Annotated in this window: 16 protein-coding genes and 2 tRNA genes; all 18 read left to right on the forward strand. The window is 32.0% G+C overall.

Annotated elements, in window-relative coordinates; translation table 11 throughout:
• The first annotated feature begins 5 nt into the window (after positions 1-5).
• Positions 6-794, forward strand: a complete 789-nt coding sequence (gene mreC / locus ACY3IT_RS04695) for a rod shape-determining protein MreC (RefSeq protein ID WP_463081834.1) — start codon at positions 6-8, stop codon at positions 792-794.
• Complete coding sequence (locus tag ACY3IT_RS04700; protein WP_463081835.1) at positions 779-1225, forward strand: hypothetical protein; 447 nt, start codon at positions 779-781, stop codon at positions 1223-1225. The genes mreC and ACY3IT_RS04700 overlap by 16 nt, the downstream gene beginning before the upstream one ends.
• Positions 1222-2949, forward strand: coding sequence for a penicillin-binding protein 2 (gene mrdA / locus ACY3IT_RS04705; protein WP_463081836.1), 1728 nt, complete (start codon positions 1222-1224; stop codon positions 2947-2949). Before ACY3IT_RS04700 ends, mrdA begins: the two co-directional genes overlap by 4 nt.
• Positions 2942-3523, forward strand: coding sequence for a septum site-determining protein MinC (locus ACY3IT_RS04710; protein ID WP_463081837.1), 582 nt, complete (start codon positions 2942-2944; stop codon positions 3521-3523). The genes mrdA and ACY3IT_RS04710 overlap by 8 nt, the downstream gene beginning before the upstream one ends.
• Before the next feature lie 17 nt (positions 3524-3540).
• The gene (minD, locus tag ACY3IT_RS04715) at positions 3541-4335 is read left to right on the forward strand and encodes a septum site-determining protein MinD (RefSeq protein WP_463081838.1); all 795 of its coding nucleotides are present in this window, start codon (positions 3541-3543) and stop codon (positions 4333-4335) included.
• Positions 4336-4350: 15 nt separating this feature from the next.
• Positions 4351-4593 (forward strand): cell division topological specificity factor MinE, encoded by a 243-nt coding sequence (minE, locus tag ACY3IT_RS04720; RefSeq protein WP_463081839.1) that lies wholly within the window; start codon positions 4351-4353, stop codon positions 4591-4593.
• Between the two features lie 22 nt (positions 4594-4615).
• Positions 4616-6487, forward strand: a complete 1872-nt coding sequence (locus ACY3IT_RS04725; protein WP_463081840.1) for an ATP-dependent helicase — start codon at positions 4616-4618, stop codon at positions 6485-6487.
• A gap of 30 nt (positions 6488-6517) precedes the next feature.
• A tRNA-Pro gene (locus tag ACY3IT_RS04730) sits at positions 6518-6592 on the forward strand.
• A 10-nt stretch (positions 6593-6602) separates the two neighbouring features.
• Positions 6603-6679: transfer RNA gene (locus ACY3IT_RS04735), tRNA-Pro, on the forward strand.
• Between the two features lie 12 nt (positions 6680-6691).
• The gene (locus ACY3IT_RS04740) at positions 6692-6967 is read left to right on the forward strand and encodes an acylphosphatase (protein WP_463081841.1); all 276 of its coding nucleotides are present in this window, start codon (positions 6692-6694) and stop codon (positions 6965-6967) included.
• An 8-nt stretch (positions 6968-6975) separates the two neighbouring features.
• Positions 6976-7830 (forward strand): spermine/spermidine synthase domain-containing protein, encoded by an 855-nt coding sequence (locus ACY3IT_RS04745; RefSeq protein WP_463081842.1) that lies wholly within the window; start codon positions 6976-6978, stop codon positions 7828-7830.
• A 7-nt stretch (positions 7831-7837) separates the two neighbouring features.
• Entirely contained in the window at positions 7838-8494 is a 657-nt protein-coding gene (locus ACY3IT_RS04750; RefSeq protein ID WP_463081843.1) for a protein-L-isoaspartate(D-aspartate) O-methyltransferase, read from the forward strand.
• The gene (locus ACY3IT_RS04755; protein WP_463081844.1) at positions 8482-9108 is read left to right on the forward strand and encodes a uracil-DNA glycosylase; all 627 of its coding nucleotides are present in this window, start codon (positions 8482-8484) and stop codon (positions 9106-9108) included. The genes ACY3IT_RS04750 and ACY3IT_RS04755 overlap by 13 nt, the downstream gene beginning before the upstream one ends.
• Before the next feature lie 30 nt (positions 9109-9138).
• Positions 9139-9441, forward strand: coding sequence for a hypothetical protein (locus tag ACY3IT_RS04760; protein ID WP_463081845.1), 303 nt, complete (start codon positions 9139-9141; stop codon positions 9439-9441).
• A 37-nt stretch (positions 9442-9478) separates the two neighbouring features.
• Entirely contained in the window at positions 9479-12862 is a 3384-nt protein-coding gene (locus ACY3IT_RS04765; RefSeq protein WP_463081846.1) for a DNA polymerase III subunit alpha, read from the forward strand.
• Between the two features lie 59 nt (positions 12863-12921).
• Positions 12922-13776 carry an acetyl-CoA carboxylase, carboxyltransferase subunit beta gene (gene accD / locus ACY3IT_RS04770; RefSeq protein WP_463081847.1) on the forward strand — a complete coding sequence of 285 codons (855 nt, stop codon included), beginning with the start codon at positions 12922-12924 and terminating at the stop codon, positions 13774-13776.
• On the forward strand, positions 13761-14582 hold the full coding sequence (locus tag ACY3IT_RS04775; RefSeq protein WP_463081848.1) for an acetyl-CoA carboxylase carboxyltransferase subunit alpha: 822 nt from the start codon (positions 13761-13763) through the stop codon (positions 14580-14582). Before accD ends, ACY3IT_RS04775 begins: the two co-directional genes overlap by 16 nt.
• Complete coding sequence (pfkA, locus tag ACY3IT_RS04780) at positions 14579-15532, forward strand: 6-phosphofructokinase (protein WP_463081849.1); 954 nt, start codon at positions 14579-14581, stop codon at positions 15530-15532. The genes ACY3IT_RS04775 and pfkA overlap by 4 nt, the downstream gene beginning before the upstream one ends.
• Positions 15533-15542 lie beyond the last annotated feature (10 nt).

A 15542-nucleotide genomic window follows, 5' to 3' on the forward strand; every position in this document is an offset into this window, starting at 1 on the left:
TATAAATGGATAAACAAGGAATTAAATGGCGGTTGGTATTTTTAGTACTGCTACTCTCTATTCTTCTTTGGGGTAGTGGATACGTAGAAATTTGGACCACTAATATTCAAAAAGCATTTTCTAATATAATTAATGACTTAAAGATTTTTATTAATGAATTGAAAGCTATTTTTACTTTAACTGAAAGTTTGCAAAAGGAAATAGAGATATTAAGGAACGAAAACTTTGATTTATATAAGGAAAATTTAAGGCTTAAAATGATTTTAGAAAATCTAAGACGGAAAGAAGAGACAGCAATATGGTTAAAGGAATTGGAAAAGAAAAATTTTTCGTTTGTTTATGCTAACATTATTGGAAGAGATCCTGTAAAGTGGAATCTTGAATTTAAAATAGATAAGGGAGAAAAAGATGGTGTCAAAAAAGGGATGGCAGTAATTTATAAGGATCAGATAATTGGAAAAATTTATAAAACAGAGAAAAATTTTTCAATTGTAAAGACAATCTATGACCCTAGTACAGTAGTAGGAGTAATGATATGGGAAACAAAAGATTATGGAATAGTTAAAGGAGCCTTTGATCATATAGAAATGGCTTACATATTTTCAGATCATGGTATTAAAACTAATCATAATGTAATAACTTCTGGAATTGATGAATATATACCTTATGGTTTAAAGGTAGGATATATTTCTCATTTAGAAGAGAAGAATGTTTTAGCTTTTACCAGAATAAAAGTATATCCAATGGTTGATTTATCAAATATGGAGGGGGTTGCAGTTTGTCTGAAATTTTAATCTTTTTAAGTTCTTTAATTTTAGCTTTTTTGCAGACAAAAGTTTTCTTTTTAGGATTTCATCCTGATTTGGTTTTAGTTTTTTTTGTTTTTCTTCTTTTTAAAAGTTTATATTTTCAAGGAATATCTATTATTCTATCTTTTTCTTTAAAAATTTTTTCTACTATTCCTTTCTATTTATTTCTGATTTATTGGGTTATTATTGAAGTTATAATAAAAATGTGGAAAAAGAGTTTTATCTCTATTCATAAAAGTAGTGCCTTCTTTTTAATAATTGGTCTTAGTACCTTTTCCTTTTTATTTTGGAACTTTGGCTATAATTTTAGTTTGAATTATGTAATAGACCTCTTGAGATATATATCATCTAATCTTGTATTTTTTATCCCTTTTTATTTTTTTATTCCTGAGATTTATTCTACTGAAAAAGAATGAAGAATCATGAAATTTTCTTTAAAAGAATAATAGAAGTAGCTATTTTGCTGATTATATTAAGACTTTTCTATCTTCAAATATATAAAGGTGATTTTTATCAAGATCTTGCCCAAAGAAACTATATGAAATCAGTAATCCTTCCTGCCCCTCGAGGTATCATATATGATAGAAATGGAGTTATTTTAGCTGAAAATAAGATAAAATATTCATTATATTTAATTCCTCCTTACAAATATGAGAGAGAAAAAGTAAAGAGATTAAGCAATGTTATAAAAATGAAGGATAAAGATATCGAAAAGATTTATAATAAAATTTCACCGTTCTATCCTGCGGTACTTTTAAAAAATAATTTAGATATAAAGGAAATATTACTTTTAGAAGAGAATAGAGAGGATTTACCACCATTTTCTATAAATATTGAATTTGAGAGATATTATCCTTTTGGATCATTAGCTTCTCATGTTATTGGATACATGGGTGAGGTAAGTAAAGAAGAACTTGAAGATGAGGAAAGTGATTATTCTTTGGGGGAAAAATCTGGGAAATACGGAGTAGAGGCATTTTATGAAAAATATTTAAGGGGTAAGAAAGGATTTAGAGGAATATTATTGCATGCTTCAAATACTGAAAATATCACAGTTGGCCAGAAGGATCCTGTACCTGGTGAATCATTAATATTAAGTTTAGATCTGAATATTCAAAAGGTTGCTGAAGATGCCTTAGGAGAGGAAAGGGGCTGTGTCATTGTATCTCGGGCAGATACAGGAGAAGTTTTATCTATGGCAAGTCATCCTGCCTTTGACCCTAATAAATTTATAACAGGTTTTACAAAAGAAGAATGGAATAATCTTATTAATGATATCAACAAGCCATTAAACAATAAGGCGATTTCAGCCTTATACCCTCCAGGTTCTATTTTTAAATTGATAGTTGCTCTTTCTGCCTTAGAAAATAAAAAGATCTCACCAAATGATACTTTTTATTGTCCAGGAGAATTTTACTTAGGAGGATATTCTTATAAATGCTGGAAAAAGGGTGGACATAGAAGAATTAATTTTGTGGATGGAATAGCTCAATCTTGTAATGTGGTTTTTTACAATGTAGGATTGAGGGTAGGAGAAGATCAGATTTTTAAATATGCAAAAGATTTTATGTTAGATTCTAAGGTGGGTATAGATTTGCCAGGAGAGGTAAAAGGATTTATTCCATCTAAGGAATGGAAAGTAAAAACCTTTAAAGAGCCTTGGTATCCTGGAGATACAGTAAATCTTTCCATCGGTCAAGGTTTTGTACTGGTTACTCCTTTAGAAATACATGCTATGATGAGTATGCTTGCTACAGAAGGAATATTGGTTAAACCGCACGTTTTAAAGGGTATAGTAACTGAAAATGGTATAGAAGAGGTTAGGCCTGAGATTATTAAGGAAGTAAAGATAAATAAATCAATATGGGAAATATTAAAGGAGGGAATGAAAAAAGTGGTGGAGGAAGGAACAGGAATAGCTGTAAAATTTCCAGGAGTAGAAATATTTGGAAAAACAGGAACAGCTGAGAACCCGCATGGAGAAAGCCATGCTTGGTTTTCCTCTTTCTTTAGAGTTAACGATGTTCCTTATGTGGTGACTGTTTTTGTTGAGCATGGAAAAAGCGGAGGAGGTAGAGCAGCTCTAATAGCAAGAAAGATAATTGAATATATGATAAAGGGGGGTAAAAATATTGAGTAATATATCTATAAAAGGAGATTTAAAAGAAGGTATAAAGATGGTAGTTAATCCATCTTTATCTTGGGATGAAATTAAAAATCTTATAATTGATGAGATCAAGAATAAGGAAAAATTTTTTAAAGGTGTAAATATTTATATAGACTTCCAAGGAAGAGAGATAGATAATTCAGATTGGGAGGAACTCCAGAAACAAATTTATAAAAATTATGGTATAATGCTAAACAGGGACTTACCTAAGATAAGAGTTCCTTACTCCAATATTGCAAAGATTATTATCGGTCCTATGAGAAGTGGTAAACTTGTTAGTTCAAAAGAAAATCTTTTAATTTTAGGAGATGTAAATTCAGGGGCAGAAATAATTTGTAATAAGAGTGTTTTTGTTTTAGGAAAGATCAGAGGTTCTATATGGGCAGGATATGAAAATAATGACAAAGCTATTATATTTGCTTTGGGACTTGAGCCTGAAAAGATTCAAATCGCCTCTTATATTTTAGATATGCCCAAAGCAAGGTATAAAAAGGCAGGTTATTTTTTATATATAGAGGATGGTAAATTTAAGATTGATACATATTAATTTAGGGGGTAAAAAAGATGGGTAAATCTATAGTAGTAACTTCAGGGAAGGGTGGTGTTGGTAAGACTACTGCTGTGGCTAATATTGGAACTGGTCTTGCTATGAGTGGTCTTAAAGTTGCTCTTGTAGATACAGATATAGGACTTAGAAATTTAGATCTTCTTCTGGGTTTAGAAAATAGAATAGTTTACAACATAGTGGATGTGGTGGAAGGAAAATGTAGTCTTAAACAAGCATTAGTTAAGGATAAAAGATTAAATAATCTATATCTTTTACCTGCTGCCCAAACAAAAGAAAAGGAAGCTGTTTCTATTGAACAGATGAAAGGGGTAATAAATGATCTTAAGATAGAGTTTGATTATGTATTAATAGACTCTCCAGCTGGTATAGAGCATGGATTTAAGAGTGCTATATCGGGTGCTGATGAGGCTATAGTTATTACTACTCCTGAAGTTTCAGCGGTAAGAGATGCAGATAGGGTTATTGGACTTTTAGAAGCTTATGGACTTAGAGATCCAAGACTTATTGTTAACAGAGTAAGGTTTGATATGGTAAAAAATGGTGAAATGCTTGGTGTTGATGATTTGTTGGATATTCTGTCTATAGAACTTTTAGGAATTATACCAGAAGATGAAAATTTAATAATAAGTATAAATAAAGGAGAACCTATTATTTATTCAGGAAATAAGTATAAATCCGCTTTAGCTTTTAATTTAATAGTGAAGAGGCTTTTAGGAGAAGATGTATCATGGGATGAGCTTGAAAAATCCGAGAGCTTCTTAGAAAAGATTTTTAAAATATTTAAGGGGTAAAAAGGGGAGGTTAAGATGATCATAACTAATATATGGAGTAAAAAGATATCTTCTAAAGAAATTGCAAAAGAGAGACTTCAAGTTATCCTTGTTTATGATAGGGCAAAGATTGAACCTAAAATGATAGAAAGTTTAAAAGAAGATTTAATTAAGGCAGTCTCTAAATATCTCACTTTTGAACCTGATAATATGAGAATTGAATTATCTCAGGAGGATAACAAATCTATTTTAAGAATTGATATACCATTAAAAGAATAGATTTTTGGAAGAGGTAAGAATTATGGATTTTCTTAAAGACTTAAGTGAGGAACAGTTATCCGCAGTTTTAGATGTGGATAATCCTTTACTAGTACTTGCAGGAGCTGGAAGTGGTAAAACAAGGGTAATAACTTACAAAATAGCTTATCTCATATCTGAAAAGTATGCAAAGCCTGAAAACATTGTGGCTTTAACTTTTACGAATAAAGCAGCTTTTGAGATGAAAAGTAGGATAACAAGACTGATATCGTCAGAAGATGGTGAAAAAGTTTGGGCTGGAACTTTTCATGGATTTGGGTTTTATCTTTTAAAAACCTATGGAAAAAGGTTTGGGTTTCCAAGCAATTTTGTGATATATGATGAAGATGCACAAGAAGAAGTTGTAAAAGAGATACTTAAGGATTTTGCAAGAGAAAACGATTATAACTCTAAAGATATTAAAGATAAAATCTCTCGCCTAAAAGATAAGCTAATTACTCCTGAAGATTTTCAGTATATGGTTTCTAATAATTTTGATGAGATAATATTAGAAATCTATAAGAAATATGAAAATTATTTAAGGAAAAATAATGCTGTTGATTTTGCAGACCTTCTCATTTATTCTATTAAATTATTACAAGAAAATCCTGCTTTAAGAGGATATGTTCAAGACAAATTAGAATATGTTTTAGTCGATGAATATCAGGATACTAATAAGGCCCAATACGAGCTTTTTAAAATTCTTGTGGAAGAGAAAAAAAGATTTTCTGTAGTTGGAGATGACGATCAAAGTATATATAGCTGGAGGGGGGCTGATTATCAAAATATTTTTAGATTGGAGAAAGATTTCAAAAATTTGAAAGTAATATTTTTAACTAAAAATTATAGATCTACACAACAAATTCTGGATATAGCAAACGCCTTAATAGTAAATAATGATAAAAGATATCCTAAAAAGTTATGGAGTGATAAAAAGAATGGAAATTATCCTATACTTTTTAGGGCTGTAAATGAAGAAGATGAGGCAAGCTTTGTGGTAAGACAAATAAAAATAGAACTTTTAAAGGGTAAAAATCCTTCTGAAATTGCAGTTTTATACAGAACAAATAGGCAATCAAGAGTGTTCGAAGAAGCCTTTATTAGGTCTAATCTTCCATATAAAGTAATAGGGGGAATAAGTTTTTTTGATAGAAAAGAAGTTAAAGATATAGTAGCATATCTAAATATCCTACATGATCCCAATGATATTATAAGCTTAAAGAGAATAATTAATGTACCTAAGAGAGGTATTGGTGAGGCTACTTTTAATTTTATAAAGGAATATTATAACAAGGGTTATTCTTTACTGGAAGCGGTTAAGGAAGTCTCAAAGACGAAGAAAGAGGTAAAAAGTTTTTTAGATATTTGGAATTATTTATTAGAAATAAAAGATAAGATTAATATTGAAGGCCTTATAGAGACTGTTATTGATAAAACTGGCTATATGAAAGAAATAGAGAAGTATGATAGAGATACTTTAGAGGTAAAAAAAGAAAATCTCTTAGAATTAATTGAGTTTAGTAAGGGGTTTTCAGAAAAAAATGATTTGGGAGAATTCCTGTCTCATCTTACGTTAAGTAGTAGTAAGATAGAAAATTCTCTTGAGAGTGATAAGATTTCTCTTATTACTCTACACAGTGTAAAAGGATTGGAGTTTGATATTGTATTTCTTGTAGGTCTTGAAGAAGGGATACTACCTCATTATAATGCAACTACAAGAGAAGAAATAGAAGAAGAGAGAAGATTGTGTTACGTGGGTATAACAAGAGCCAAGGAGAAATTATATATGTCTTACGCTTCAAAAAGATATAATAGGTATCAAGAACCATCTCGATTTGTCGAGGAAATTTCACATCTTCTAAATGTGAAAAAGTAAGTATTTTATGGTATAATAAATAACGCGAGTCGGGGCGTAGCGCAGGGGAAGCGCGTCCGTTTGGGGTGCGGAAGGTCGCTGGTTCGAGTCCAGTCGCCCCGACCATCTTATTATGCGGGGCGTAGCGCAGTTGGCTAGCGCGCCTGCTTCGGGAGTAGGAGGTCGCTGGTTCAAGTCCAGTCGCCCCGACCAATTTAGTTGTTTATGAAGAAGTATTTTCATGTCTATATTTCAGGAGTAGTTCAGGGAGTTGGTTTTAGATATTTTGCCTATAAGTGGGCAAAGCGTCTTGGTATTTTAGGTTATGTGAGAAATCTAAATGATGGAAGAGTGGAAGTAGAAGCTATAGGAGAAGAAGAAGCATTAAAACTTTTTTTGGAAAAATTAAAAGAAGGTCCCTTAGGAGCAATAGTAGAAAAGGTTGATGTGGTTTGGAGCGATGAAAATATAAATAACTTTACTGATTTTGAGATAAGATGAAAGGGACTATGAAAAATTATAGATGGTATGTAGACACAGTTGCTGAAGATCAGCTACATTGCTATATGGTAGAGGAAGTTTTGGTTGACATTGTTTCCTATTATCAGAAGATTCAAATTATTAAAAATCCAACCTATGGAAAATGTTTGATAATAGATGGAAAAATTCAGTCCGCAGAAAAGGATGAATTCATATATCATGAAGCTCTTATTCATCCTTCTATGATATTGCACCCTAATCCTTATAAGATATTAGTTGTTGGTGCAGGAGAAGGAGCTACCCTCAGAGAGCTTTTAAAATATAACTATGTGGAAATTGTTGCAATTGAAATTGATCCTGAAGTAGTTGAGTTTTCTGAAAAGTATTTATGGGAATGGCATCAAGGTTCTTTTAAAAGTGAGAAAGTTAAATTAATATTTCAAGATGGCTGGGAATTTGTTAAGAATACAACGGATAAATTTGATATTGTGGTTTTAGATCTACCTGAACCGTACCCTGATACTCCTGCTTACCGATTATATTTGCCAGAGTTTTATTTTCTGGTTTGGAACATATTAGACGATAATGGAATATTGGTTACACAGGGAGATACAACACAATTAGGGCAAGAATATAGACATTTTTGGATAAGGGATAATTTAAAGAAAGTATTTTCTAATTCATATTCATACCAGACTTTTATTCCTTCTTTTGATAGTAATTGGGGATTTTTGATTGGTTTTAAGGATAAAAGTGTCTCACCATTCTTACAAAAAGATGAAATTGATAAGCGGATAAAGGAAAGAATTCACGGTGAATTAAAATTTTATGATGGAGACACTCATTTATCTTTATTTTATATTCCTAAGTATTTAAGAAGTTGAATTGACTTTGGATTTTAAAGATACTGATTTATTCAAACAAAAAAGAGAAAATTTAGTAGAGATATTAAGGAATGAAGGAATAAAATCTCCTGACGTTCTTAATGCTATTAGTAAAGTTCCAAGACATCTTTTTGTACCCCAAGAGTATATAGATTTAGCTTATGTAAATGAAGCATTACCAATAGGTTTTGGGCAGACCATATCCCAGCCTTATGTGGTAGCCCTAATGACAGAAGCTTTAGGACTTACTAAAAAGGAAAAAGTCTTAGAGATAGGTACAGGTTCTGGTTATCAGACAGCAATATTGGCTGAACTCTCAAAGGAAGTATATACGATTGAGCGGATCAGAGAACTATCAGAGAGAGCCCAAAAAATTTTAAAATTTTTAGGTTATACTAATATATATTTCAAGGTAGGAGATGGTACTTTGGGTTGGGAAGAAAAAGCGCCTTTTGACAGAATTATTGTGACAGCTGCATCTTACGATGTTCCTTTTCCTCTATGGGAGCAGTTAGAAGAGGGAGGAATTATGGTTATTCCCATAGGAGGGAGAGATTTTCAAAATTTATGTAAGATTATTAAAAAAAATGGCAAAATGTTGAAGGAGAATCTTGGGTATGTTAGATTTGTCCAGCTGAAAGGAGAGTTTGGATGGAAAGATTAAATAAAATAAGAAGTTTAGATGAGTTGTTACGAGAAGCAGAAAGGTGTAGAAATTGTCTATTATGGAATGAAAGAACTAATTTAGTTTTTGGTGAAGGAAATCCTAATGCTGTTATTATGTTTGTTGGTGAAGCACCTGGTTTTCATGAAGATCAACAAGGTAGGCCTTTTGTTGGGGCTGCAGGAAAGCTTTTAACAGAACTTATTGAATCCTTGGGGTTGAAAAGGGAAGATGTATATATAGCCAATGTTTTAAAATGTAGACCTCCTAATAATAGGGATCCTCTTCCAGAAGAGATCAATGCTTGTTATCCTTTTTTAAAAAAACAGATAGAAATAATTAGTCCACAAATATTATGTGCTTTAGGAAGGCACGCTGCCTATGTATTATTAGGGCATACAGTGAATATGAACACATCTCATGGTAAATACTATCAAGTTGATGGGAGGTTGGTATTTGTAACGTATCATCCAGCTGCGGCTTTATATCATGGGAAGCTTCTTGATGGAATTAAAAAAGATTTTATTGAACTTAAAAAATTATATGATGATGTTATACAGCAAAAGGAAGAGCAAAACAAAAAGGGAGAAAGAGAACAACTTTCCTTTTGGTAAAAAATATTAATTGAAAGGAGAGGATTTATAATGGATAAAGATTCTGTCCTTAAGGGATTAGATGGATTTTCTAAACTTGCAAAGCAAGATATTCTTATGAGTGTGAATACAGAAAACCCAGATTATTGGAGAAAAAATGCAGAAGCAAGACACAGTAAGTATAAGGAGCTTTATAAAAGTATAGAGGAAAAGGGATTAGAAGAGACAATAAAGTTTGCTATTGAAGAATATAAAAATTTAATAAATGATGAAAGTGATCCAGAATTAAGAGGGAAAAAAAGAGCATTAGAGAGTTTTTTTGTTCTCTTGGGTTTAGATCCTTCTCAGTTATAATACAAAAGTAATATTTTTTTGAAACTTGGCGATATGTATGGGATTTGTACATCTCCATGTACATTCAGAGTATAGTTTGCTTGATGGTGCCTGTAAGCTTGATGAATTGGTAGAAAAAGCTGTTAATTTTAACATGCCTGCTGTAGCTTTAACAGACCATGGTGTAATGTATGGTGTTATTGATTTTTATAAAATAACGAAAGAGAAGGGAATTAAACCTATAATTGGTTGTGAAGTATATGTAACTCCAGATTCACGCTTTGAGAAAAAAGGCCAAAGAGGAGATCTTTTTCATTTAATTCTTCTTGCAAAAGATTTTGAGGGTTATAAAAATTTAACCAAATTAGTTAGCTTGTCTTTTATAGAGGGCTTCTATTATAAACCAAGGGTTGATAAAGAACTTTTAAGAGAATATTCAAGAGGATTAATAGCTCTTACAAGTTGTCTTGCTGGAGAAGTACCTACCTACATCCTAAACAATAGAATAGATAAAGCAAAAGAATCTATAAAAGAGTATTTAGATATATTTGGAGAAGATTTTTATTTGGAACTTCAAGATAATGGTTTAGAAGAACAAAAATATGTTAATGAAAAATTAATTGAATTGTCTAAAGAATTTAGCGTCCCTCTTGTAGCTACTAATGATGTACATTATTTAAATAAAGAAGATGCCGAGATTCATGATATCCTCCTATGTATTCAAACAGGATCTAAATTAAACGACAAAGATAGGTTAAGATTTAAAACAAATGAATTTTATTTTAAATCAGAAGAAGAGATGTCTAGAATTTTTGAAAGTATACCTGAAGCTTTAGAAAACACAGTAAAAATTGCAGAAAAATGTAATTTAGAACTACCTTTAAACAAGGTTATTTTACCAGTATTTGAAGTACCTGAAGGTGAAACATTAGATTCTTACTTTGAAAGACTTTGTTGGGAAGGGGCAAGAAAAAGATTTGGAGATAATATTCCAAATCACATTAGAGAAAGATTAGAATACGAAATCTCAGTAATAAAACAAATGGGATTTTCTGGATATTTCTTAATTGTACAGGACTTTGTAAGGTATGCAAAGAGTAAAGGGATTCCAGTAGGTCCTGGAAGAGGTTCTGCTGCAGGATCTTTGGTTTCCTATGTTTTAGGGATTACAAATATTGAGCCTACAAGATGGGGATTGATATTTGAAAGATTTTTAAATCCTGAGAGAATAACAATGCCTGATATTGATATTGATTTTTGTTTTGAAAGAAGAGAAGAAGTTATTGATTATGTAAGAAATAAATATGGTAAAGAACATGTGGCTCAAATTATTACTTTTGGTACTATGGCAGCTCGTGCATCTGTAAGAGATGTGGGTAGAGTTTTAAATGTCCCTTATAACGAAGTAGATAGAATTGCAAAATTAATACCTCCTAACAGTAGTATAGAGGAAGCTTTACAAAGTTCACAAGAATTACAAAATCTTGTAGAAAATAATGCTCAAGCTAAAAAGATTATTGATATTGCAAAAAGGATCGAAGGACACGCAAGGCATGCTTCAATACATGCTGCTGGTTTAGTTATTTCTAAGGATCCACTAATAGAGTATGTGCCTCTCCAAGTAATGAATAGCAGTGAAATTGTAACTCAATTTCCAATGACAAATTTAGAAGAACTTGGACTATTAAAGATGGATTTTCTTGGTTTAAGAACTCTTACTGTAATTTATGATACTTTGAAAAAGATAAAAGAAAATTATGGAGTTGATATAGATATAGATAATTTACCACTGGATGATCCTAAGGTTTATGAATTGTTACAGAAAGGTGAGACGATAGGGGTCTTTCAATTAGAGAGTAGAGGAATGAGAAATCTTTTAAGAGAAATAAAGCCAGAAAAATTTGAAGACTTAATAGCAGTATTAGCTTTATATAGGCCTGGTCCTTTAGGAAGATTAGAAAGTTATATAAAGAGAAAGAGAGGAGAAGAAAAAGTAGAATATATGCATCCTTCTTTAGAACCTATTCTTTCAGAAACCTATGGCGTGATTATATATCAAGAACAGGTTATGGAAATTGCTCATAGATTGGCAGGATTTTCATTAGGACAAGCTGATGTTTTAAGAAGGGCTATGGGTAAAAAGAAGCCAGAAGTTATGGAAGAGCAAAGAGAGATATTTGTTAAAGGTGCAAAAGAGAGAGGTATTCCAGAAGAGGTAGCTAAGGATATATTTGAGGATATGGCAAAATTTGCAGAATATGGTTTTAATAAGTCTCATAGTGCAGCTTATGCCTATGTGTCTTATCAAACTGCTTTTCTTAAAGTTTATTATCCAAAGGAATTTATGTCATCATTATTAACAAGTGTGAGAAATAATACTTCAAAGTTAAGTAAATATATAGCAGAAGCCAAAAGAATGGGTATTAAAATTCTACCCCCAGATGTAAATGAAAGTATGGTTCATTTTACAGTTACAAATGAAGGAATAAGATTTGGACTTTCTGCTGTGAAAAATGTGGGTGAGGGAGTTGCTGTAGCAATTGTAAATGAGAGAGAAAATGGTAAATTTAAATCTGTTTTAGATTTTGTTAAAAGATTGAATTCTCGAGTGATTAATAAAAGAACTTTAGAAAGCTTGATAAAAAGTGGTGCTTTTGATAGTTTTGAATTAAGTAGAAGATCTTTACTTGAAAATATTGATAAGCTTTTAGATTCAGTACAATCGACTAAAAAGGTGCCAGTAACACAAGCATCCTTAATAGATACTATGGAATTAATTAGAGATCCAATGATTATGAATACTGAAGAATTTACTGTGGAAGAATTAATGGAGATGGAAAAAGAGATGCTCGGTCTTTATGTTTCCTATGATCCTCAAGAAGAATTGAGAGAAATATCACAAAAACTCTTTGAAAATACTATTGATGAGTTGGTAGATGTGGAATCTGGAAGCTGGATTGTCGTGCCTGGGATTCTTAAGAATGTGAGGGAAATTTTAGATAGAAAGAACCAAAAAATGCTTTTTGCAACATTAGAAGACTACACAGGTGAAGCTGATATAATTGTTTTTTCTTCTGTTTATAATAATTTTAAGGATGTTTTACAAGAAGGTAAGAGAGTTGTAGTAGGAGGTAAGTTAGAAGTAGATAAAGATGAAAATGAGGAAATAGTAAAAATTATGGTAGAACAGGTAGATGAATTGGATGGAAATGTTCTTTTAATTAATTTAAACGCAAATAGAACGTATGAGTTGATTTATAAAATTAGGGAGATATTAAAAAATAGAAAAGGATTAACGCCTGTGATAATAAAGGTTGATAATGAAAAAATTTTAATATCACCTGAATTTTGGATTAAATGGAATGAGGATATCAAAAAAGATCTAATTCAACTATTTAAGTTTGGTGTTACTTTTGGACTTAAACATATAAAAGATCTGTAATTAGCTAAAATAACTTTGTATGGTAAAATAATCAAAAATTAAAATTTTAAGGAGGGGAAATGTTTAGGGATTTTTTAAGAAGAAATGAAAACAAAGATAAATTTAGAGATATTCCCGATGGTTTATGGATTAAATGTCCTCAATGTTCTCAAATCATCTATTCCAAGGATTGGAATGAAAATCTAAAAGTATGTATAAAATGTGGATATCATGATCAATTAACAGCATACGAACGCATAGATCTTTTAATTGACGATGGCACTTTTGAGGAATTTGATGCTCATATTTCACCTATTGATGTACTCGGTTTTATAGATACAAAACCCTATACCCAAAGAATAAAAGAGGCACAAGAAGCTACCGGTTTAAAAGATGCCATTATTGTTGGTAAAGGGGAGATTAATGGGATTCCTGTTCATATAATAGTGATGGATTTTAGATTCATTGGGGGTAGTATGGGATCAGTTGTAGGAGAAAAAGTGGTGAGAACAATTGAAAGAGCATTAAGAGATAGAATACCTGTAGTTAGTGTAATATCTTCAGGAGGAGCAAGAATGCAAGAAGGACTTTTTTCTTTATTTCAAATGGCAAAAACAAGTGCTGCAATTGCAAGACTAAGTGAGGCTAAAATACCATATATCAATGTGTTAACCCATCCATCAACTGCAGGTGTCTTGGCAAGTTTTGGTTCCTTAGGAGATGTAATAGTTGCTGAACCAGGTGCACTAATTGGTTTTACAGGGCCTCGAGTTATTGAACAAACAATAAAACAGAAGCTTCCTGAGGGATTTCAAAGGTCAGAGTTTTTATTAGAGCATGGTATGGTAGATTTAGTAGTAGAAAGGAAGAAGCTTAAAAATACTTTATTTATAATATTGACTCATCTTTGGAGGAAATCATGGAAAGAAGATTGACGCCTTGGGAGAGAATACTTCTTGCAAGACACCCAAACCGTCCTACCTTTTCTGATTTTTTAGATGCATTGTTTGACAATTTTATTGAATTACATGGAGATAGGTTATATGGTGATGATTCTGCAATCATCGCAGGGTTAGGGACTTTTAATGATGAAAGTGTGGTAATTATAGGTCAAGAGAAGGGAAAGTCTGTTCAAGAAAAGATGAAAAGGAATTTTGGTATGCCCCATCCTGAAGGTTACAGAAAAGCTTTAAGAGTTATGAAGATAGCAGAGAAATTTTCTTTACCAGTAATATCCTTTATTGATACGGCAGGAGCATATCCAGGTATAGGTGCTGAAGAAAGAGGACAAGCTTGGGCAATAGCTCAAAATTTAAAAGAAATGTCTGTATTAAAAACCCCAATAATAGTAGTAGTTTTAAGTGAAGGTGGAAGTGGTGGTGCTTTAGGAATAGGGGTTGGAGATTATATAATGATACTTGAAAATGCCTATTACTCGGTGATATCTCCAGAGGGTTGTGCGTCAATTTTGTTTAGGGATTCTTCTAAAGCTCCCGAGGCTGCTGAGGCTCTTAAGATTACTGCTGAAGATCTTTATAAGTTAGGTCTTGTTGATGAGGTAATTCCAGAGCCTAATGGGGGTGCTCATCAGGATTTTGAAGGGACAATTAATAATTTGAGATTAGCTTTAAGGAGGGTATTGAAGAGGTTGAGAGAGAAGGAAATAAAAATCTTATTAGAAGAAAGATGGTTGAAGTTAAGAAATTATGGAAGATTTCAAGAGGAGGAAAAAGAAAAATGAAGGTAGGGGTACTTACTAGTGGTGGTGATGCGCCTGGAATGAATTCTGCAATTAGGGCTATTGTCAGATATGGATTATCTAAAAATTTAGAAATTATAGGGATTGAAAGGGGATATCAGGGTTTAATTGAAGGGGATTTTAGAAGGCTTGGAAGAGATGATGTGAGTGAAATTGTTCAACGCGGTGGAACAATTTTACATACTGCTCGATCAAAGGATTTTGAAAAGGAAGAGGGTATTTTGAAAGCTATAGAGAACATAAAAAATCAAAACATAGATGGTTTAATTGTAATTGGTGGAGAGGGTTCTCTTAAAGGAGCTTTTGAGCTATATAAGAGAGGTATAAAAGTAGTAGGAATTCCAGGAAGTATAGATAATGATATATGGGGAACTGATTTTTCAATAGGTTTTGACACTGCGTGTAATAATGTTATTGATGCTATAAATAAAATAAGGGATACAGCTGCTGCTCATGAGAGGACTTTTGTTATAGAAGTTATGGGTAGGGAGTGTGGATATATAGCTTTTGTTGCTGGATTAGTTAGTGGTGCGGATATTGTGCTTATTCCCGAGGTACCTATAGATTTTCCTTATATTACAGAAAAATTAAAAGAAAGGCAAAAAAGGAATAAAAGACATAATATTATAGTGGTTGCGGAGGGAGTTGGAAGTGCTTATTTTATTGGAAAACAAATTGAGGATAGGGTAGGTATACCTACTCGTATTGTTGTACTTGGACACATACAAAGAGGAGGATCCCCATCAGTATTCGATAGGACTATAGCAACTTTTATGGGTGTGGAAGCTGTGAAAGTTCTAATGAATGGGTTTTCGGGAGTAATGATAGGATGGCAAAATAATACTACTGTTTCTGTCTCTTTAGAGGATGTAATAAATAATAAGAAAAGAGTACCTTCTGAATTGTATTGGGAGATGGAGAAGATATGGTAAGATTAAAATT

It is taken from the genome of Dictyoglomus sp. GBS (assembly GCF_055179815.1).